Source organism: Rhizobium sp. BK251, assembly GCF_004345245.1.
GTDB lineage: Bacteria > Pseudomonadota > Alphaproteobacteria > Rhizobiales > Rhizobiaceae > Rhizobium.
The window spans coordinates 62531-83731 of record NZ_SLUQ01000011.1 but is presented as its reverse complement, the minus strand read 5'-3'; the positions used below and the strand labels follow the sequence as shown (position 1 = coordinate 83731).

At 59.5% G+C, this 21201-nt stretch carries 15 protein-coding genes and 2 pseudogenes; 15 read left to right on the top strand and 2 right to left on the bottom strand.

Annotation, left to right across the window (positions count from 1 at the left end; translation table 11 throughout):
* The first annotated feature begins 44 nt into the window (after window positions 1–44).
* From EV286_RS26275 to EV286_RS32545, 11 genes are all read left to right on the top strand, one after another.
* Window positions 45–1433, top strand: coding sequence for a glycosyltransferase family 4 protein (locus tag EV286_RS26275; protein WP_132960126.1), 1389 nt, complete (start codon window positions 45–47; stop codon window positions 1431–1433).
* Window positions 1427–2416: an ADP-glyceromanno-heptose 6-epimerase gene (gene rfaD, locus EV286_RS26270; protein ID WP_207909927.1), complete on the top strand. Its 990-nt coding sequence runs from the start codon at window positions 1427–1429 to the stop codon at window positions 2414–2416. The genes EV286_RS26275 and rfaD overlap by 7 nt, the downstream gene beginning before the upstream one ends.
* A gap of 94 nt (window positions 2417–2510) precedes the next feature.
* Window positions 2511–3737, top strand: coding sequence for a polysaccharide pyruvyl transferase family protein (locus EV286_RS26265; protein WP_165932943.1), 1227 nt, complete (start codon window positions 2511–2513; stop codon window positions 3735–3737).
* On the top strand, window positions 3734–4924 hold the full coding sequence (locus EV286_RS26260; protein ID WP_165932942.1) for an AGE family epimerase/isomerase: 1191 nt from the start codon (window positions 3734–3736) through the stop codon (window positions 4922–4924). Before EV286_RS26265 ends, EV286_RS26260 begins: the two co-directional genes overlap by 4 nt.
* On the top strand, window positions 4924–6387 hold the full coding sequence (gene rfaE2, locus EV286_RS26255; RefSeq protein WP_132960123.1) for a D-glycero-beta-D-manno-heptose 1-phosphate adenylyltransferase: 1464 nt from the start codon (window positions 4924–4926) through the stop codon (window positions 6385–6387). Before EV286_RS26260 ends, rfaE2 begins: the two co-directional genes overlap by 1 nt.
* 2 nt (window positions 6388–6389) lie before the next feature.
* Entirely contained in the window at window positions 6390–7508 is a 1119-nt protein-coding gene (locus EV286_RS26250; protein WP_132960122.1) for a glycosyltransferase family 9 protein, read from the top strand.
* A gap of 37 nt (window positions 7509–7545) precedes the next feature.
* Entirely contained in the window at window positions 7546–8148 is a 603-nt protein-coding gene (locus EV286_RS26245; RefSeq protein WP_207909926.1) for an HAD family hydrolase, read from the top strand.
* A complete protein-coding gene (locus tag EV286_RS26240; RefSeq protein WP_132960120.1) occupies window positions 8138–9019 on the top strand; it encodes a hypothetical protein in 882 nt (293 codons plus the stop codon). The genes EV286_RS26245 and EV286_RS26240 overlap by 11 nt, the downstream gene beginning before the upstream one ends.
* Complete coding sequence (locus EV286_RS26235) at window positions 9016–10614, top strand: hypothetical protein (RefSeq protein ID WP_132960119.1); 1599 nt, start codon at window positions 9016–9018, stop codon at window positions 10612–10614. The genes EV286_RS26240 and EV286_RS26235 overlap by 4 nt, the downstream gene beginning before the upstream one ends.
* Complete coding sequence (locus EV286_RS26230; protein ID WP_132960118.1) at window positions 10611–12428, top strand: GNAT family N-acetyltransferase; 1818 nt, start codon at window positions 10611–10613, stop codon at window positions 12426–12428. The genes EV286_RS26235 and EV286_RS26230 overlap by 4 nt, the downstream gene beginning before the upstream one ends.
* Window positions 12429–13403: 975 nt before the next feature.
* On the top strand, window positions 13404–13715 hold the full coding sequence (locus EV286_RS32545; RefSeq protein WP_245500836.1) for a hypothetical protein: 312 nt from the start codon (window positions 13404–13406) through the stop codon (window positions 13713–13715).
* 267 nt (window positions 13716–13982) lie between these two features.
* Here EV286_RS32545 and EV286_RS26220 read toward each other — a convergent pair whose 3' ends face one another.
* Complete coding sequence (locus tag EV286_RS26220; RefSeq protein ID WP_132960116.1) at window positions 13983–14672, bottom strand: hypothetical protein; 690 nt, start codon at window positions 14670–14672, stop codon at window positions 13983–13985.
* 851 nt (window positions 14673–15523) lie between these two features.
* Between EV286_RS26220 and EV286_RS26215 the strand changes: the two genes are divergently transcribed.
* Window positions 15524–16348 carry an LssY C-terminal domain-containing protein gene (locus tag EV286_RS26215; protein ID WP_132960115.1) on the top strand — a complete coding sequence of 275 codons (825 nt, stop codon included), beginning with the start codon at window positions 15524–15526 and terminating at the stop codon, window positions 16346–16348.
* A 45-nt stretch (window positions 16349–16393) separates the two neighbouring features.
* Here EV286_RS26215 and EV286_RS26210 read toward each other — a convergent pair whose 3' ends face one another.
* Complete coding sequence (locus EV286_RS26210; protein ID WP_132960114.1) at window positions 16394–17197, bottom strand: transporter; 804 nt, start codon at window positions 17195–17197, stop codon at window positions 16394–16396.
* A gap of 1268 nt (window positions 17198–18465) precedes the next feature.
* Here EV286_RS26210 and EV286_RS26205 point away from each other — a divergent pair.
* From EV286_RS26205 to EV286_RS26195, 3 genes and pseudogenes are all read left to right on the top strand, one after another.
* Window positions 18466–19086, top strand: a pseudogene (locus EV286_RS26205) (helix-turn-helix domain-containing protein); the annotation flags it as partial.
* A 429-nt stretch (window positions 19087–19515) separates the two neighbouring features.
* Window positions 19516–19995 (top strand): annotated as a pseudogene (locus EV286_RS26200) (ArdC-like ssDNA-binding domain-containing protein); the annotation flags it as partial.
* Between the two features lie 495 nt (window positions 19996–20490).
* A complete protein-coding gene (locus EV286_RS26195; protein WP_111797372.1) occupies window positions 20491–20799 on the top strand; it encodes a DUF736 domain-containing protein in 309 nt (102 codons plus the stop codon).
* The last annotated feature ends 402 nt before the right edge of the window (window positions 20800–21201 follow it).

Here is a 21201-nt window from a genome sequence, read left to right as displayed (position 1 = left end):
GGGCGAGTCGGCTCCTATACACAACCAATGATTGAATATTGGGTATGCCCGTGCATCTACATCAACCTTTTGTGGCCCTGCCGGGCATCGTCAGCGGCGAGGGGGAAATGGTCGAGCCACAGTCCTCTGAAGCTATCGGCAGGCGGCAAGCACGTGAAGCGGGCCGGCCCGAGTGCGGAGGCCACTTCAGTTCAATTGACCGCATCGTCGTTATCAATGATCTGGCGATCGCCAAAGGCGGCGGCACCGGATTGGCGCTGTTGTCGATCCATCTGTTTCGGCAGCTGGGCATTCCCGTAACCTTCATTTGCGGTGACGGCGGGGAGAACGCAGATCTTGCAGCACTGGGCGTCGAGGTCGTCGCGCTTTGCGGCAAGCCGATCCTTTTGGCCGGCCGCGCCCGGAGCTTTGTTTTCGCCCTTCACAACGAAGCCGCTAGGATCATGCTCGAGAGGTGGATCAGCGCTCACGACAGCGCGCGAACCATATACCACGTGCACGGCTGGTCGCAGATCCTGTCGCCCTCGATTTTTGTCGAGTTGTCTCGCGTCGCGGAACGCAGTGTCTTTCATGCGCACGACTACTTTCTCGCCTGCCCAAACGGCTCTTTCTATCACTTCCCTGCCGCAAGGCCGTGCGATTGCTCTCCGCTGAGCATCGGTTGCCTGATCAGCCGATGCGACAAGCGCAGCTACATGCAGAAGCTTTGGCGGGTAGGGCGTTCGGCACGGTTGCGTTCGATTCTATCCAGTGCGGCTAGTACGGGACAGCGGATCATTCTGATTCATGAGCGAATGGCGCGGACCTTCGAGCGTGCGGGCTTTCGCGCCGATACCCTTTATACCGTACGAAATCCGGTCGTTCCGTATCTGGCCGAGCGCGTTCGCGCCGAAGACAATACGGAGTTTTTCTTCATTGGCCGTCTGGAACCAGACAAGGGTGTTGAAGATGCCGTTCGGGCGGCAAGGTCAGCCGGCGTGGTCCTAACCGTAATTGGCGATGGTTCATTGAAGGAGCGTCTTTCCGGTGTCGCGGGGAATATTCGCGTCCTTGGCTGGCAGAGCCATGGCGCGATAGCCACCCATATCCGCAGAGCGCGTGCGCTGCTCATGCCGACTCCCGAGCCATTCGGGCTCGTGGCTGTCGAGGCATCGCAGAGCGGCGTCCCAGTCATACTATCCGACAAGGCCTGCCTGGCGCAGGAAATGTCGGCCGCCGGAATCGGCATATCCTGCGATACGACGAGTTCGACCGCCTTTGCATCGGCCATCCGACGTGTCGCCGAGATGCGCCCCTCGGACATTGAGTTGATGAGTGCAATGGCGCACGACCGGGTGGTGGCGCTGGCCACGACGCCGGAGGAATGGCGCGACGCCTTGCTCGGCCATTATCTCTCCCTGCTCGAGCGGAAGCCGGAGTATCAGCTATGTTGAGCGACAAACTCGTTCTGATCACCGGCGCGGCGGGATTCATCGGTTCCAATATCGCCCGTTCGCTCGCCGAGGACGGCGCGGCCGTGGTTGCCTGTGACTGGTTCGGAAGTGACGACCGCTGGCGCAACCTCGCTGGGGTCGGTCTGGAGAACATCATCAGACCCCAGGACTTGATGAGCTGGCTTGCCACAAGCCGCCGTGTCGAGGTCATCATCCACATGGGGGCAATCTCTGCCACGACTGAGCGCGACGTTGATCGTATCGTCAGCAACAATATCCGTCTAACGCTTGATTTGTGGGATTATTGCTGTCGGACTGAGACTGCTTTCATCTATGCCTCGTCCGCGGCCACGTACGGCGACGGCTCCCAGGGCTTTTCCAATGACGACAGCGAAGCCGGCCTTGCGCGGTTGCAGCCTCTCACTGCCTATGGGTGGAGCAAACACGTCGTGGATCGCCGCATCGCCGCCGACGTCGCCCGTGCCAGAACGGTTCCGCGGCGTTGGGCCGGGCTGAAGTTCTTCAATGTCTATGGGCCGAGAGAGAGCCACAAGCTCGAAATGCGCTCGGTCGTTCATAAAATCTGGCCGTCTGCAGCGGCGGGCAAGCCAATACGGCTATTTAGGTCCGACAATCCCCGGTACCCAAACGGCGGCCAGATGCGGGACTTCGTTCACGTCGACGATTGCGTCCATGTCGTCCGGCGCGTACTCGATTCCGAAAGCATCGGCGGGATTTTCAACGTCGGCACCGGGCAGGCCCGCTCATTCCGTGACCTGGCTCTGGCTGTCTTCGACGCCGTCGGTCAGCCGCCCCGTATCGAATACGTCGACATGCCCGAGGCGCTGCGCAGTCGGTATCAGTATTTCACCCAGGCAGACATCACAAGGCTCGTTTCGAGCTCCCTCGCACCGAATTTCAAGTCTTTGGAGGATGGAGTGGCAAGCTATGTCGATTGGCTTTCTAGGCACCCGGACCGGTAGCCTGCGGACACTTCCCCCTTTCTTCGGTGGGGAGCGCCAAGCAAGCACCACAGAACCGTCGCTCATCCGTCCCAAAATGCGCGACGATCCCGCCATGTCGAGTGACGCCGAAGGCGAGGGACTGGCACTTGAGCTTCCTCGGATTCGTCTCTTCAATGTAAAGTACAGCCCCAACCTCGGCGATGGCCTGCTGTCGGAGTGCCTCGAAAAGGCGCTGATAATGCTCGGAGCGAGCCCCGACACCTGGTCCATCGACCTTGCAGCCCGGCAGGCCTATGGCGATACCCTGCCAGGGCGGACGCAGATAATGTCCATGCTCGACATGTTGCCGAACGGATTGCGGCAGCAATTCGTTCGTCTGCCTTTGGCCATGCAGGCACGCCGAAAGTGGCGTCCACACTATTCAAGTTGCCTTCGCGGCGCGACCGCGGTCGTGATCGGTGGGGGGAATCTCATTTCGGACATAGACCTAAATTTCCCTACAAAGCTGAGCTTGGCTGTCGAGGAGGCGGCGCGGCTCTCGCTGCCCTTCGTGGTCTATGCGTCGGGAGTCACCAGCCATTGGACGCGGCGCGGCGTTTCCATGCTTGAAAAGACCTTCGCCAGCCGCCTGCTGCGCGGCGTATTCGTGCGCGATCATGATTCGAAGCTGCTTTGGGACGCACAGCTTGGCCAGGTGAGCGGCTTCCAAGCATCTGTCGTGCGCGATCCGGCATTGCTCGTCTCGCAGTTCATTGCGCCTTCGCGAATCCACGACGCAAGGCCGCCCGTCGCCGGCGTCGGCATCATGAGCCACATCGCCATCCGATATCATGCAAGCAACGCTCCTGATACACAGCATCTGGAAACCTGGTACGCGGAGCTCGTAAGAGAGCTCGTCCGCAAGGGGTTCCGAGTCGCGATCTTCACCAATGGCAGTCCGGAGGACGTTGTTTATCTGGCCAGGCTCCGCCCGAGGCTGTTGACCGCGGGCGGCAAAGCCGTTTGCTTCCCGGTGCAGCGCACGCCTACCGAGCTTTGTGCGATCATTTCCAGCCTCGATGTACTCGTCGCCTACCGGATGCATGCAGTGATTGCAGCCTATTCCTACGGGGTGCCGGCCATCGGTCTCGCCTGGGATCGGAAATTGCGATCCTTCATGTCCTCGGTCGGTTGCGAGGAGTTCCTTTGCGACGTGGCGGAAGTGTCGCCAACTGCCGCCGCCGACCTCGCATGCCAAGCCGCCGCCGCCGGCATTGCAGAGGAAGATCGAACGCAAGTGATGCGCGAGGCCTGGCAGGGCATATCGCAGCTTATCAACTTGATTGGACGCGTCCCATGAACATCGCGACAAGTACTCCATCGCCTGTGCACGTGCTTTGCTCGAAAATGCGGGACTGGATCTTTCTCGACGCGTTGCCGTTCTGGAGCACGACGGGCGTCGACGGAAACCTCGGTTTCGTCGAGGCCCTCGATCTAGCCGGTCGGCCGAGGAGTGTTGGCTTCAAGCGCACGCGTGTCCATGCCCGTCAGATCTACGTCTTCAGCCATGCCTATACACTCGGTTATGAGCCGGGGTTGCGGGCAGCCAAAAACGGCTTGGACTTCCTGATTGCCAACGGCTGGCGTGAGGATGGCGGTTGGGTGGTGGCCATGGGCGAAAGCGGCGGCATCGTCGATCGCGACCTCGATCTTTACGACCAGGCTTTCGTCATTCTCGCTTGTGCCTGGTGGGTAAGGGCTACTGGAGACCGCGATCTATTGCGATGGATAGATCGTACGCTTCAAAGCATCGATGATCATTTCGGCCGCGCGGATGGGGAAGGGTGGAGATGCCGCGCCCGCGATGACGGGCGTCTCTTGCAGAACCCTCACATGCACCTGTTTGAGGCCTTGCTTGCCCTACAGACCGTCCACCCAACGGCCGACGTTGCTCGTCGCCTCGAGGCGATCTGCCGGCTCTTCAGCACGCGGCTGTTCGATCCAGAGACAGGAACGATTGCCGAATATTACGATGTCAACTGGAACCGGCTCGCGGAGAGGGAGGGAGGACATGTCGTTGAGCCCGGCCATCACTTCGAGTGGTACTGGCTTCTACGCAATGCGGAGCCGCTGACGGGTTTCAATGCCCGAGATGCTGCGGACCGGTTGTTCGCCTTCGCCCAGCGCTACGGCGTTCAAAGCGAAACAGGTTTCATCCACGACGAACTCATGAGCGACGGCAGCATTCGCTCCGCCCGCCACCGTTCGTGGCCGCAGACCGAACGCCTCAAGGCACTGCTGGCCCGTGCGGAGTGCGACGGGGCCTTCGACCAAGATTGCGTGGCGACAGTGCTGCGGGTGCTCCTCAACCGATATCTTGGCATTGCGCCGCGAGGCTGCTGGATCGATCATCTCGATGCCGACGGCCAACCCTGTGTGTCGGCCATTCCTGCAAGTACCCTCTATCACATTTTTCTGGCAACCGCCGAGCTCATGCGCCTGGAGCGATTTTGGGGAGGCGAAAGCACGAGCCATGGAGTTGTGTAATGATTGTGGACAATTTTCATGGCTGTCGCATCCTCGTCGTCGGTGACGTCATGCTCGACCACTATGTCCGCGGAACGGTGAGCCGGGTTTCCCCCGAGGCACCTGCTCTTGTCCTCCAGGTCGTGGACGAGGACTGGACGATGGGCGGGGCGGGCAATGCCGCCGCCAACATCGCCTCTCTCGGTGGCGTCGCCGTGCTGCTGGGCCTGGTCGGTAACGATCCGGCGGGCATCATTCTGCAGAACCTGAACTCAGGCAGAAACACGCGCATTGAGACAAGGCTTTGCTGCGAGCCAGGCTTCCGCACGATCCAGAAGACGCGCTTTCTCGCCCAGGATCGGCACCTCTTGCGCGCTGATCGCGATAGCTTCAGCATCAGTCGGCAAGCCGAAGAGGGGATCATCACTGCCATCGGCGAAGCCTCCCGAGACTGCGCTGCCATGGTTATCTCCGACTATGCGAAGGGCGTGATCACGCCCGGAGTCGTGCGGGCACTGGCCGAAGTCGCCACGCGGCGCGGGATTCCACTTGTCGTAGATCCGAAGCAACCCGACTTTTCGTACTACCGCGGCTGCACAGTGCTTACGCCCAACCGCAAGGAGTTAGCGCTTGCAAGCGGCATCGAAGCCGATAGTCCGCAGGGTATTGCCGCTGGTATAAAAATCGCGCTTCGGCAGTTCGGTGGACCGATTGTCCTCACGCGGTCCGAGCAAGGAATGTCACTCTTCCGCCCGGGCGCCCGGCCGGTCCACGAACCGGCGCGCACACAACTTGTCCGAGACGTCTCTGGCGCCGGCGATACCGTCGTAGCTGCATTGTCGCTAGCGCTTGCGTCCGGGGAGTCCCTCCCGAAGGCGATGGCGGTCGCAAACGTCGCGGCCTCGGTTGCCGTCGCCAAGAGCGGTACTGCCACCGTGTCGCCGGAGGAGCTTGCCGGGGCACTCCTCGTCGAGGCGGAGCCGGCCAGAAGGGGCGAAAAGCTCGGAACGCTATCGCTTGCCTATGCTCGCCGCGAGACTTGGCGGCGCGAGGGACTTACGGTCGGTTTCACCAATGGCTGCTTCGACATCCTGCATCCGGGACACGTCAAGCTTCTGAAGACCGCCAAGGCGCAGTGCGACCGCCTCATCGTCGCCTTGAACACGGATGCCTCGGTCCGTCGCTTGAAGGGGCCAGATCGGCCCGTGCAACTGGAGGGCGCGCGTGCCGTCGTGATCGCAGCTTTCGACTCAGTGGACCTGGTCATGCTGTTCGACGACGACACGCCGATGGAGTTCATCCAGGTATTGCGACCCGACGTGCTCTTCAAAGGGGCCGACTACACGCTCGACGACGTCGTGGGCGGCGCGTTCGTGCGCAAGTATGGTGGGCGTGTTGTGCTGGTCGATTTGGAGGCCGATCAGTCCACGACGAATCTCATAACGAGGGCGCGAATGCCGCACTTGAGCGAAGTGGTCCATTGACGATGGCGCGCTCTATCGAATTGATGCGCTGGCTGGATCGTTCGCTGCTAAGGCTGGCGGCACAGTCGCTCAGCCTCGTGAACCGCCATCGATGCCTTCCGGTTTCGCCGCAACGCATAGGCATCATTCAACCGAACGCAATTGGCGACACTCTGATAGGTTCGGGGGTGGTGAGGGCAATCGCTGAACACTATACCGACGCCAAGGTTCTCGTCTTCCACGGGCCCAACAACGCGGCCGCGGTTCAAATGATTGCGTCCAGGCCAGAGGCCGTCTTCTGCCGTTTTTCGCGGCCCGGCCCCGCTCTTCGGCTGCTGCGTGGCGCGCGGCTCGATCTGGTCGTCGACCTGACGCCCTGGCCAAATCTGACGGCGATTCTGGCCCGCCTCTCTGCGCCGTGCTGCGTCGGCTTCGCACCGCAAGACGCCGCGCGCGGCCGCCTCTTCGACATTGCAGTCGATCATCGCGGCGATCGGCACGAGCTGGATAACGTTGCCGCTATGGCAAGACTGTTCAGCGGCCATGAGGACTACCGTATGGATATTTCCATTGAGAATTGTCAGGTTGCGGGCTATCTGCCGCTCGACCGATTGGTGATATGTCATCTATCTGCGGGCGGAAGTCGGGCCGCCGACAAGGCATGGCCTTTGGACTATTGGGTCGTATTCTGCCGCAGCCTGATCGAGGCCGGCTACGTTCCCGCGTTTACGGGCGTTGCAAACGATCAGATTGTCATTGACCAATTGCGCTCGAGGCTTGGAGTGTCGGGCGAAACGACAATATCGCTCTGCGGCAAGATTCCATTCGCCGAGCTGGGCGACCTTCTGCGCCGCGCTTGTGCGGTCGTCAGCGTAGACACGAGCATACTGCATCTTGCGAGTGCCGTCGACGCGATGGTTTTCGGCTTGCATGGCCCAACCCGTTCGTGGCGATGGGGCGCGCGCTCGACCCGCGCGGTGGGACTCGATTCACCACATCCGGATGCCGGCTACATTTCCTATGGAATTGAAGAGCACCCGCGTGCCGCGGAGATCATGCGAGCGCTGACACCCGAAATTGTGCTTGAGGCCGTATACGCGATAGGAGGCCCAGTGAGCCATGCCCACAGGATCACCGCTTGATCTGTCGAACCTCGCAAATGTGGTTCCGAAAATCGACGTGGCTGCCGAGCAAAGGCCGGCCCTGCTGCTGGATCGCGACGGCGTGCTGAATGCGGACACAGGCTATGTCGGGCGCTATGACGATTTCCGTTGGATCCCCGGCGCCCTGGAAACACTGACCGCCTTTACTCAAGCCAACTGGCATATCTGCGTCGTCACCAACCAGTCCGGCGTTGCCCGCGGATATTACACGGAAGCAGATGTCGACAGCCTTCATGATCAGATCGCGCGCGATGCGGTGTTAGTCGGCGCACGCATCGATTGCTTCTACTATTGTCCCTATCATCCAGAGAGCCTGACTGCGCGATACCGATGTGCGGATCATCCGGAGCGCAAGCCCAATCCGGGGATGCTGCTTAGGGCGCTGCGCGACTGTAACGCTGACGTTCTCCGATCGATCATGGTGGGTAACAAGCTCTCCGATATCGAAGCCGGCCGGCGGGCCGGTGTGGCTGCCTTTCGTTACACGTCAGGGCGTCTCGATCTTTTTCTCGCCGGGGTTCTCGCGCGCGTGGCTTGTTCGTTTTCGCATGTAAATCTCCCGGCCAAATCAACGGACGGCTATTGTCCCTTTTACGAAGGGAGCAACAATGCTCAGTGAATCGCTATCACCCCAGATCGCCAACGCGACGGTCCGACGACTGCCTGTCGGCATTCGATCCGTGCTGCGATGGATCGCACGGCCACGACAGACCGCCGTTGGCTCCCTTGTCCGACGGGCGAGCCGTGGACGGATCATCGCAGGGCCCTTCGCTGGTATGACGCTTCATCGCTCGCGTTTTACTCCACACTACTATCTCGGATTCATCCTCGGCTCGCATGAACTCGAAATCAGGCCGGTGATCGAGCAGATCGCAGCCCGCTGTTACAGCACGATTTTGAACGTCGGCGCTGCCGACGGATATTACGCTGTTGGCTTCGCGCGGCGCCTACCTCATGCGCGCGTCATCGCATTCGAGGAGAATACACGAATTCACGCACTGCTGGCTCGCAGTGCGGATGTCAATGGTGTTCGTGCCCAGATCGATATCCGCGGGCGCTGCGATCTTGGCAATTTCGGGCAGGAGCTCGAGGGCGCGCAGGGTGATGTTCTCGTGTTCATCGATATTGAGGGTGGCGAATTCGAGGTACTCGATCCTGAGGCCGTTCGGGGCTTGAGGCGGATCGACATCCTCGTCGAAAGTCACGATATCGTTGTCCCCGGTTGCACAGAGGCGTTGATCGCCCGCTTTTCTCCCACCCATCACATCCAGCGCTATCGAGCGCGCGCGCGCGTCGTGTCCGACTTCCCAGGCGGTTTCCTACCGTACTTGCCGCGGCTTGCCCCTCAGGCAGTGGTCGCCGGCATGGACGAGAGACGCTCAGGCATTCAGGAATGGCTCTACCTGACAGCGAAGGAGCCCGTGTCTGAGCCAAAGCGTGCTTTGGAGGACGACTCCCGCTCTAGACCCCTTGCCGAAATCGCAAAGTGACAGCAATGCAGCCTTCGCGAGTGATCATCTTGGTTCAAAATGTCCAGACTCGTGCTTGGATCATGATCCTTGCTGAAGCCCTCCGTGCCCGCTTCTCACAACGGGTCGATATTGTCCGTTTGGAGGGGAGTGACAATGAAGTGAACCTGTTTCCTTCGGAGAAGCTTGAGCTTCGTGTCTTTGGGGAACCCTCCTGTGGCCACACGGCCTGGATCCCGACGGACAAGTTCCCAACGACCGCGTCTCTCTCGGGTGCGGACCTCCTCGTGATTGACCTCACCGAGGGAGCGAGTGGCGATCTCCCCCTTCTTCAGAATGTGCCTGCGGTGCTGCCCGTCTTTCATGGTTCCCCCTGCATGAGGGGTTTGCTCGCGCCCTTACTGGCCTGCCAACCCCCGCATCTCGGAATCGTGGCAGTTACAGGCGGGGAACGCCGCGTTCTCTATGGAGTTGAACTCGCTCTGCCGGATCCGGATGTCTTCCTGAGAGTTTTGGCCACGGTTCTTGCCCGGACGATTACCCTGTTATGCGGCGCGGTAGACAACCTGATAACCGGCAAAAAGCTTCCTGAGCCAATCTCTTCGCTCTCGGCAGAGTTGGATCGAGGGGTCAAGCGGAATCCGGCCCGGGACGTCGTGAGAAGGTGGCTGCCGAAGGTGACCGGACGGCTTGTCGGATCTCTCGCGCGGACTGAAGATTGGTGCATCGGTTACCGAAAGGCAATGCCCGCCAGCGAACCGCCCGCACTGAATCTGGATCGCGAAACGTTTACCGTGATCGAGCCGTATCCGGATCGATTCTATGCTGATCCAATCCTGTTCGAACATAGCGGCAAGACCTCGCTGTTCTTTGAGGACTACGATTACCGAACCGGCATCGCGCGCATTAGTCATGTTTCTATCGCCAACGATGGCCAGCACGATGAACCGTGTGAGGTTCTATCGCGCCCCTACCACTTATCCTATCCGTTCATTCTGTCTTATCGCGGATCTGTCTTCATGCTGCCGGAGACGAGCAACAATCGAACGATCGAGCTTTACGTCGCGAAAAACTATCCTCACGACTGGCGGCTCGCATCGGTCCTGATGAGCGACATTGAAGCTTCGGATGCCACTCTGTACTATGATGAGGGCCGACGGCGCTGGTGGATGTTCGCAAGCGTGACCGAGTTCGGCAGTTCGTCTTACGATACGCTGTCGATCTTCTACGCTGACAATCTAGAGGGACCGTGGCATCCACACGGGATGAACCCTGTCAAGATCGACCCTCTTTCGTCTCGCCCCGCAGGTCCGCTCGTGCTATCCGGCGGTCGCCTGTTTCGCCCAGCCCAGGACTGCACGCGAAGCTACGGCAGTGCTCTCGTCTGGTGCGAGATTACCGAGCTCACGACTGACGTCTTTAGGGAAGCCGTGATTGCCAGGAAAGCGCCGAGCCGTGGCTATAGTGGCATGCACACTTACAGCCGCGCTGGCGATTTTGAAGTGATTGACCTCAAACGCTTCCGCTGGCGTCGAATGAGGAAGGCAATGCCGACTGGCCACGGACGTCTTCTCAGTGTGCCGCAACGCATGGTAGGGAGGTCCGGCCAGCTATGAGTATCGTAAAACGAGCGGCAAGATTGCCTACGGAACCCGCCAGCTTGCCCAGGACCACCTCTCTGACCGTCGCAGAAATGACAGCAGGCGACGCGGAGCTTCGCACCGAGATTGTGTCGGATTTCGGTCGCCTGTCCACCTTAGCGCACGACTGGGAGCGACTGCGCCTCAGCGGCCACCGACCGGACGTGTTCATGAGCTTCCCCTTTGCTCGAGCCGGTTGGCGTGCCTACGCCGAAAATCGTCAGCTCCATGCTGTGGCAATATTTGGAGGAGACCGCTTGGTCGGCCTTCTACCTCTGGTCGCAGAAGGCACGACCCTGAGGTTCATTGCTTCGCCTGAATGCGATTACAATGACCTCCTGTCAGCCTCGGAGGCCGCACCCAATGTGCTTTCCGCCGCGATTGCAGCACTCTTCATCTCCCCGCTGCCTTGGGATCGATGCCTCCTCGAGGGTGTCCCAAGCGACTCCAATCTCCAACACGGGCTGGAGCGCCTATCGCCGAACTGGCAGGCTCATGTGGTACGGGCTGCGACCGCCGACTGTCCTACCCTTCTCCTTGTGAACGACCGAGAGACACAACTGCAAGCCATCCTCGACAACAGTCGAAACCGGCAGGTGATCAACCGCCTGCGGCGCAAAGGAGCCCTCAGCTTCCGACACCTCGACGACCGTGAGGAAGTGCGCCAGCATCTGCCATTCTTTTTCAAGCAGCATATTCAACGGTGGGCTCTGGCAGGCGTGGAAAGCCAGTTCCTGAATCCGGGTCGCCGCAGCTTCTTTGAAACGCTTGTGGACGAGATCGACACCGATGTATTGAAGTTTTCTGTGCTCAGTCTCGACACACGGCCGATCGCTTATCATCTCGGTTTCGAGTTTCGAGGAAAATTCACCTTCTACAAGCCGACTTTCGATCCCGACTTCTGGGATGATTCTCCTGGAATTGTTCTTCTTCTTCACCTTATCGATCATGTTCGGCGATCCGAACTGAGGGAATTGGACTTTGCGAACGGTGGCGAATGGTACAAGTCGCGTTTCACCAATGCGGTGCGTCATACGTCGGGGTTCGTGCTGCAGCGTTCACTCGCGCGCGCCACGGCACATCGAGTAACACTCGCAGCAAAGGACCGACTGGAGGCTTGGCCGAAACTGGACTGCTTTTTCCGGGCGATCGCCGTGGCTGCGCGACGGATGCATAGTCTTATCCGGCGAAAGGGCCTTCCGAGCGGGCTGATCACATTAACGCGGCACTGCCGCCAATTGATCTTGGCGCGAGATACCGTGTTGATCTACACACTCGACCGACTGGCTGCGCCTGTGGATGCAAGCGCACCGGTCGGCAATGTGGTGCTTCATCTGGGGACCCTGTCTGATCTGGCAGATATTGCGGCCCGGTGGCAGCAGGATTTCGGCGTCGATCGGCTGCGCCGTGCCCGGAACCGGCTTAAGCGCGGCGACCGGCTTTTCCTTTCTGTTGTTCAGCGCGAGCTTGCGCATGTCGCTTGGCTCGGCGTCCGCAATGAAATCAAGGCCGAAGCCGAGTTGGGCGAGCAATGTAGTCTCTCAATGGGCCAAGTTGCGGTAATCTTCGATTGCTGGACCCGCCCGGACTTTCGTGACCAAGGCATTTACACAGCGACGATCCAGCAACTCGCTGCTCTCGCTCTGCTCGAACATCAGCGCGTCGTCATTTTTTGCCGCACGACGAATACCGCTTCACGCCGGGGAATTGAGAAAGCTGGTTTCGAACTCAAGCACAAAATGTGGCGGGTTCGGCTGTTCCGGCGATTTGCGTGGACCAGGGCACGATAGCATGTGGGCGCCGCCACCCACGTATTTGCTTGGCAGCGCCGAGCCATTGAAGCGTAGCGATCCGTTATAACGTTTTTTACTCGGAGTCGGCCAATGCGATGTGGACTTGCCGCACCGAGGGATGCTCAACTACCCTGTGGCGCAATATCTGTCGACCGACTGTGGCTGCTAACTAGCACCACGAATAAGCCGTGCACGCGACGCCCCGACGGTTCCACCGCAGGAGGTATTGCGAAGCCGGTAAGGCTGCGTTCCGATGCTGCCGTGGTTGCCCTTTTGGCCGAGACACTCACCCCTTTTAGGTCGGGGAACCGGTGCCTGATTTCGGCCCCCGTCGTGAGGCAGGAGATGACTTCCGCTAAATAGCGGAGGCAAGGATTCACAAGAGTTGCGATTGGCTACTCGGCGCCTTCGAACAGCTCGATCGTCCCACACAACGGGGTCTACGGTGTCGGCTTTTCCGAAGTGCGGCGAGTGTTCGCAAGGGCTCCCCGCAGTCCACGACGGTCCGCAGAGGTTAGCATGCATCTTTTCGCACTTTTGTGCGTTTCCTATCGACACAGATGGAGTTTTACTTGTCCAGGAGAAACTGCATCGGAATCATGTCGGCGAGGGCGACCCGGAATATCTGGAAGACAACGCGTTTGAGATCACATGCGCGAGCCGGCTTCTTTCATCGCCTTCGATCGCGAAGCTCCAGAGGGTTTGGCCGCCACCACCACACTATGCCGTATCCCGCCGTGATGAAAGCGCCGCATGTCCTTAACGGCGACATATGGAGGGTCTACGTGCAGCCGGCTTATCGAAGGCAGCGCGTCTCCCGGAAGTTGGTCGAGATGGCCGTGGAACAACTGAGGGAGGCCGGCCGCACCAGTGTAGTGCGGCATCTTTCCGAAGCAGGAGAGAACCTATCGAAAACTTGGCTTCGAAATCGCGCGGGAGATGCGACCGAAACTCTAATGAAGGAGAACGATAATGGCAAAGACCCCCGAAATTCTCGACGCCGAGGAAGAGATTGGCGCCCTGCGCAAGCAATTGGAAACCCTTCAGAAACAGGTGGCGGTCGCGACACAGGCTGTGAAGGGCGGCACTCGTGCGGCGGTTCGACAGACCGAAGCCACAGTTAAACTCTACCCAGCTTCGAGCTTATTGGCCGCTGCAGCAGTAGCCGGTGCGTTTGTGCTTATCGTCGCCAACCTCCGCTCCTCGCCGCGACGATCGCGCTACGAGAGCACGATGGAGGACCTCCGCGACCTCTACGATCGGCTTCGTGACCGCCTCCAATGACATTTAGATGAATGACACAGCAGGGACGGAGATCTCGACGCGATGTCGCAGCGGTGGTCAGCAAGTCGCGGTTAGAGTTGGCATCGTCCTGATCTACGAGCGCTTCCCCGCGAACTGGCGAGGTGGACAGCGCGGTCCCAACTCGGCCGAAGTTCATGAGAGGGAAAGCCGGGGCAGAGCGAGGCCCGCCGCTCCTGCCATGAATCTCGAACACGAATAACCCCGGAAGGCTGACTTGCCATCCAGGGTTATAGAGGCTGATCGGACTCACCGGCTGCCGGGCAGGCTCTGCCTTTGGCGGAGGTCGTCGATCGACTGGCTCTGCCGCATCCGGTCGTCCACCGGGCGGTCGCCTTCGGAAACGTCGCGCTGATGACCCGTCGGAAGGACGTCGTCGACGACATCGTCCGGGAGTTCCTCCGTCAGTTCGTATGCGCGAACCCGAGGAGACGCCATCTCCGCGCTTCTCGAATATCGGCCGACACCGGTCGCAACTCCCGCGGACGCGTCCGCCTTGAAGACGTCGTCTCGTGCCGCGGTCGCCAGCTTGTCGCGGTCGGCGGTCCAGCCGTCCGTCCGCCAGAGGTCGGCACGCTCGTCCATATCGATGGCGCCTTCGCCGTCGAGGATCGCGTGAGCAGTATCGTAGGTCGCGTGTTCGACGCCGACTGAGACCGGGAAACCCCCACGGCGCAGACCTTCGGCATAGACCGTGCGGTCGTCGTCCGGGAAAAGCCAGTCTTCGAGTTTCGGCCAGAAGCCTTGCCTTTCGGATGAGGCTGGCTGTTCACGGTCGGCTTCGAAGCCGGGCATCAACCAGACGTCGAGAACCCCAGCGTCCTTCAGCTTTTCGATGGCCCTCTGGGCGTCGCTGCGGCTGTCGAAGAAAGCAGTCAGCGTACTTTTGGCGCGACCACCCGAAAGGCCGGGAATGCCATCGTTGTAGAGATTGGTCATAGGATTCTCCTCCGAGTTCGTCTCGTCAGCGAACGGATGGAGGAGGGGATTGTTCCGGCAGTCAGACTGTGGGTCAAATAAGCAGGGATCGAGGCAGGCTTGCGGAGGAGAGTTGCGCGAGCGGGTCGTCCAACCAGTCGGCCGAGCGCCTTCGAGAGCACACGGGCTGAGCCTCACAGAATTCCAGAAGCAACGTCCAGAACGGTTGCTCCCGGAGCGTGAAGCTCCGGAACGACCCGTCGACCTGTAGCGGCGATGTGGCGCATTCGCTACCCGCCTCACGATCGCGCACCCAGTAAGTGTACGCTACGTATCGTTTAGTCAGCCGGCAATCCTATTTTTTGGTCGCCGGATACAACCATTCCATCACCGGCGTGCTAATGAACGCTCTCGACCAAGCTCTGCGAGTAGATTGATTTTGCGTGGTGTACACCAATCTGGCTCAAAGTTCCAACTTTCTAGCATTTCCGGCTCAGAAATCCGATATTTGCTCCGTTTGAACAGTACTAGCAGCTGGCATGAGCCGGAGGAGCTCGTCCATCGGATTGCTGTTCCCGAATGCGGCCATGCGGACGTCGCCAGGATTCGCGTCGAGATTCATTACTGCGACGTCCCCATCACGTCGATAAGCTCCCCGGCGTCAGGATGTCGAATGGAACGATACGCTGTTCGATAGGAGCCGTGTCCTTGGTTTCAAGCCGTCGCAGCACCACGCAGTTGGCTTAAGTGCGTGCTCAACACTTTATCCCCAGCCGCCAGCCCTCGATTGGCGCTTCAAACCGGCTCCAGATCGGCTTAGATAAAGGTTCAACGGGCGGTGCGAACATCCGGCGATAGATGGAGAAAGTATTTTGCGAACGCTGACGCGCCTATTTCAGAGGTTTCTCGTCTTTTGTCTCGGCATACTTTGTGTGTGGTTTATAGTCTTCGTCGTGTTCGATACCGCGGATCGTAGAATTCCCTGGATCCTGGCGGTGAGTTTCACATACGGCTTGGCCGCCTATGTCATTCTGCCGAACGTGGTCCGAATGGGCGTGAAGATTCTTCACCGCAGACTTATCCCCAGCTACACTATCACCAGCGATGGTCTGCCCGGCGATCCTGTAAATCTCGTCCTCATCGGCACACTTGAACAACTCCGCAATGCGTTTGCGACCGCGGGCTGGTCCACTGCTGATCGCTTGGGAGTGGCAAGCTCATGGCGCATGATGCGAGCGTTTCTGTTGAATTCTGCCTATCCGACCGCTCCTTTCAGCACGCTCTATCTCTTTGGTCGAGGGCAGGACATAGGTTTCCAGGAGCCCATCGACAACAGCCCACGCAAGCGCCATCACATCCGTTTCTGGGCTCTGAGCCTGGTCCACTCGCAAGACGATTTGAGTTCGGCGAGCTTCTGGTTGAATACGGACGAACCGTCGACCGATCAGCCCGTGCTATGGGTTGGGGCGGGCACCAGAGATACCGGATTTTCGCTAACTTGGCTAACGTTCCAAATTACCCATGCTACCGATGCAGACACGAATGCCGAGCGCGACCACATTATCAATGAGCTTCGAGCCAAACGGGTGATCGGGGATGTCACGTTGCACCAATCTGGTTCCCGTTTAGAGGCCGGGCAGGTGAACCACTACGTTACCGATGGCGAAATCGCGTTCGCCACTTTGTTACAGAATTGAGGGCTTGCGAGAGGCTTTCTCCATCCACAGTCCGTTGAGGAATGACTACGGAAACAGCAGCGTTGCGAAGGCGCGCACGCCAAAACCGTCTGGACCACTGTCAGGGCTAGCTGCCCAGTAGCGTCCACCCACACCGAAGCTCGCTTGCTTATCGATACGCACAAGCTTGGATATCTCGAAATTGATCGGCACCGACCATTCGCTAGCTTCCCAATCGTAGGTGCTCTCGGTGTTGAGCGTAAAGGTCCAGGCATCATGCGTGGTGTAGGAGAGGAAGGGCTGAAGGAAAGTGGAACTGACGTCGGCGCGGTCGCCCTGCCCGGCAAACGACCAGATGTGGTTCGCCAGAGCACCGACAGTCCACGGACCGTCCTGCTTCAACACCACGCCGGTCGGGCCGGCTCCCCACTTTCCGCTGCCAAGTTCTTCGTCGGTGGCAGTCGGCAAGAGAAGGGCCGGACCCAATCCCCAGATGAGACCGCCCGGACCTGGCTTGTCAGGTGAGAGGAAGAAACTCTGTGTTGTGTCACCCAGGCCGAACTGATCGCCCGATGGTCCCGCGATGTCGTGCTGGTAAGCAACGGGTAAGATCGTCCTCGAGATGAGGTTCCAGTCCTCGTTCAGATGGAACGGAATGACCGGCTGGATATTGACGTATCCTTTGTTGCCATCGCTGGGACCGTAGCCCTGGTCCCAGTTGAATTGAAATGGAACGCTGATCAGTGACGCGATTGGGTTTGCCAGCTTTTTCGCCAGATCCTCGCTGCTGTCCTCGGCGAGCGTTGGCTCAGCATTAGCTGCAATCAAAGCGAAGGCAGCGACTGCAGATGCAATGCGAAAGTCACGCATGACGACACTCCCCCAAGTGTTTCAGTCGAATTACCGTCCTCCCAGTAATCGGCGCTGGCTAGTCTACGTCGGCAACAGGGAGCTTGGAAACGCATCGATCTAGTACGTCGTCAATGATCGACCATTGTCCCAATCCGAGCAGGATTGAATCTTAGTTGGGGGACGGGAAGCCTTGGCGACGACTTGTAACTGAAACGCGCAACGCGCATGATCAATTAAACCTGTAGATGGCAGGGTCAAGGGAGAAGGAAATACCTAACTGGGGAGGAGAAAATGCCTTTTCCATGGAAAGAATGCGGGCTGGGCGAATTGCGGCCGGCTCACGCCAAGATCCTTCAATCGGTCTATGATCGCGCCTCAGTCGCTCTACCGAACCACCCTGAAACCCAATGCGAGCTTGCTCGGTTTATTCTTCGCATGGACGCGCGAGGACTTCACAACGAAGATGCACTCTATGACCTCTGCATCGTTTCGCTCCGCCGGCAACGGGGCGCTTTTGGAGTCTCGACACTGTACTTTCGAAAAGGTGTCAATGCCGCGTTGGCTCACGGGAGAGCACTATTGAAGCGGTAGGCTATCGCGCAAAGAGTGGCCCCGGCACCAAAGCCCAGAATAGCACCGGGGCCTTAGCGGCCGCCGGAAATGTCCTCATGGACCGGCCGCAGATCCGAAAACTCAAAGCCGGCCCGTATGTTCCAGGACCGTTGAGACATACGAAGCCCCGACGGAAGTGGTTAAGCGCCGGGGCAGGCCGACCGGCGACGCGAATTGGGGGGACGCAGGCCACCGAAGGCATTAGCCTGAAGATTGAGCGTGGTGGATCAGCGGTGGCAGCCTAAAGCCATCGGCGTATCACCCTGTCAGGGTTGGGCATGAAGGTGCCGAGAAGTCTTAGGTGGCCACTTGCCGCCGGGACGATGGATCTTGATGACCGCGGCGCAAGCATGTCGGCGGTCGATTTGTCGCACGATGAAAAGAACGATGATGGCAAAGTGCTGACGTCTGCCCGATTATCAAATCGGAGCATGGCAGCGAAAGGCTAGTTTTTCTTTGCAAAATGCACAAAACAACGGAACGGGCATAACGGCACCTTACCGAGAAGCTTCAGCTAAGTAGCCTGCGATTTGGCACGAAAAGCAACAACCTAGAAACCGCAATCTTGTTCCATAATTATGCTTATGCGACTTAGCTTTGTAGCCGGGTGGGTTCAAGAATGAAGTGCGACTTGCTAATGATCCCAATGGGTTATCAATTGCAAGGACGATGCAATGAAACGCACCTACTCTCAGATTGGATTGGATGAACGCCGCAAGATTGCGCTGGAGGTCGGCTGGCCTCAGTATTCAGGCTATCGCGGAAAAGCTCGGACGACATCGATCGACGATCTTCCGCGAGGTTCGGCGCAACACGTTCGTGGACATGCAAATTCCAGATCTCAGCGGCTATTATTGTATGACGGCGCATGAGATGGCTTGCGATCGCCGCTTGAAGCTGCGCAAGCTCGCACGCTTCTCGCATGTCCGGCAATCGGTGATCGAGAGGATCCGACACGGCTGGTCACCACAGCAGATCGCCGGGCGCATGCGCCTGGAGCAGCATCCGATCTCGGTGAGCCACGAGACGATCTACAAGTTCGCCTATTCGGCCGACGGCCAAGCGATCAAGCTGTGGCGACATCCGCCCGGATACCGTCGCCGAGCGCAGGCAGTTTGGGCACTGGGAATGTGATCTCATCCAGTTCCGCAAGAAGTTCGGAAAGGCCAATGTGACGTCGCTCGTCGAGCGGGTCAGCCGCTTTGCGATCTTCCTGCGCAACAACGACCAGTCACTTCCGGTCATGGACGGCGTCATACAGGGCCCTGCCCCATCTTGCCCGTCGCTCGATCAGCTGTCCAAAGTTTAAGTATAAACTCTGGTCAGTCGGCCTCGCGCATCGGATTGCAGCTCCATCGGAAAAGCTCTTGCGGCAGAGACCGGACGATCTAGACCAGCGATCTCGACCGCAAAGCGGCCGAGGCTCAGATGGCAGCGTTCGGATGACACCGTCAGCGGGGTAGCACCCCGCCCTTTTCCCTTGTTCTAAGGCTGGCGCCCGCACGCGCCGGCCCTTTTCTCATGTCGAATACGAGAACTGGAGACGCGCCCATCGCGGCCCGTCCCGCTCGGCGGTCCTGCAGGAGCCGGGCGACCATGCAACGGCTTCGCCGTCCTCCACGTTGTTGCGGCCGTTCCGGTGCATGGTCACACCATCGGCGCCTGACTTCGGACCTCCGTGACGGACCGCGATAGGCGCGTTCCTGGAAAAGGAGAAGAATGTCATGACCAAGAAAGCGGAATCGGACCGTACCGACACCTATACGCGGATCACCGATCGGATCGCCGAGGATCTCGAACAGGGCGTGCGCCCATGGATGAAACCATGGAGCGCCGCCAACACTGACGGCCACATCACCCGGCCGGTGCGTCACAACGGTCTCCCCTATTCGGGAATGAATGTGCTGCTCCTGTGGTCGGAGCAGGTATCGCAAGGCTTCGCGTCGTCGATGTGGATGACATTCAAGCAGGCGCTCGAACTGGGCGGATCCGTACGGAAGGGCGAAACGGGCTCGACGGTCGTCTTCGCCAGCCGTTTCACGAAATCGATGGTCGACGGAAGCAGCAATGATGTCGATCGGGAGATCCCGTTCCTCAGGGCGTATTCGGCGTTCAACATTGAGCAGATCGAGAGTTTGCCCGACAGCAATTATGCCTCGCCGATCATGGTGCGGGATCCGGTCGAGCGGATCGAGAGCGCTGACGGTTTGCGTTCGACGATGAACGGCTTGGTCTGCTCACGCATTGATCCTCCAGGCCGCGATTCGTGCGCGCAACGATATCGTAGAGGCGTCGTGGGCAAGCCGGACAATGTTGCAGAAGCTCGTGTCCCTGATTGAAGCTAGAGATGACGACGGTCCAAGGAGGGCATGGCGCACGATGCCATTCGCGCCCAAGGCAAGTGCGGCGGAACACCATTGCCATATCACGTCACGTCAGAGTTTCCGGCACCCATCTGCGGGCTCGATGAGACATGTCTGACCGGAGACCGGCTGCGCCTCGATCGTCTTCCCGCAACGGCAAGATGCAGATTTCTTGCCCCGGACCCCTGCGGGCTCCTTCTCTCCCACCAACAAATCTGCACCTTGCCGCCCTCCATTTCATTGCGGCCTTATCAGGTGCGGTCCGATCGTCACCGGTCTTTCGACAGCCATCGAGGCCGCGATGGGCGCGGCCCGAACAACGAAAGGAATATGACAATGGCTACCATCGGCACCTTCACCTCTACCGAAAACGGCTTCACCGGCTCCATTCGCACTCTCGCCCTCAACGTCAAGGCGCGCATCGCCCGGGTCGAGAACCCCTCCGACAAGGGCCCGCAATTCCGCGTCTACGCGGGCAGCGTTGAACTCGGCGCCGCCTGGCAGAAGACCTCCGAGCAGGGCCGCGACTACCTCTCGGTCAAGCTTGACGATCCGAGCTTCCCGGCTCCGATCTACGCAACGCTCGCCGAGGTCGAAGGCGAGAAGGAACTGCAGCTCATCTGGTCCCGCCCGAACCGGGACTAAGGTTGACGAAGGCTCCGCCACCGGCGGGGCCTTCTTCTCTGCCGAGAGGCCAAGGCCGGAACTGGTATCGAGCCAGGTCCGGCTTTTTTGGTGCCATACGGAGAGCGGGGAAGCTGCTCAGAATGCGCAATCGTACCGAACGGCCATGCCAACCTCAAGGATGAGCGGTTCCCCCAGTTTGCTCCACCTGCCCGAGGGCAGCTTGCGCAAATCGGCTCCCCCACTCCCCGGCCCTGCCGGTCGCTGGTGCGATCCCTGACCCCGCCCCCTTCTCGGACCCATCGGGCATTATTCACAAACGTCAAGGAGACGAAGATGACCTATTCTCTCGAAATCCAGATCGAAGAACTGCGGGCCGAGCTGGCGGCCTGCGCTGACTGGGATGAGCGTATTGATTCCTCG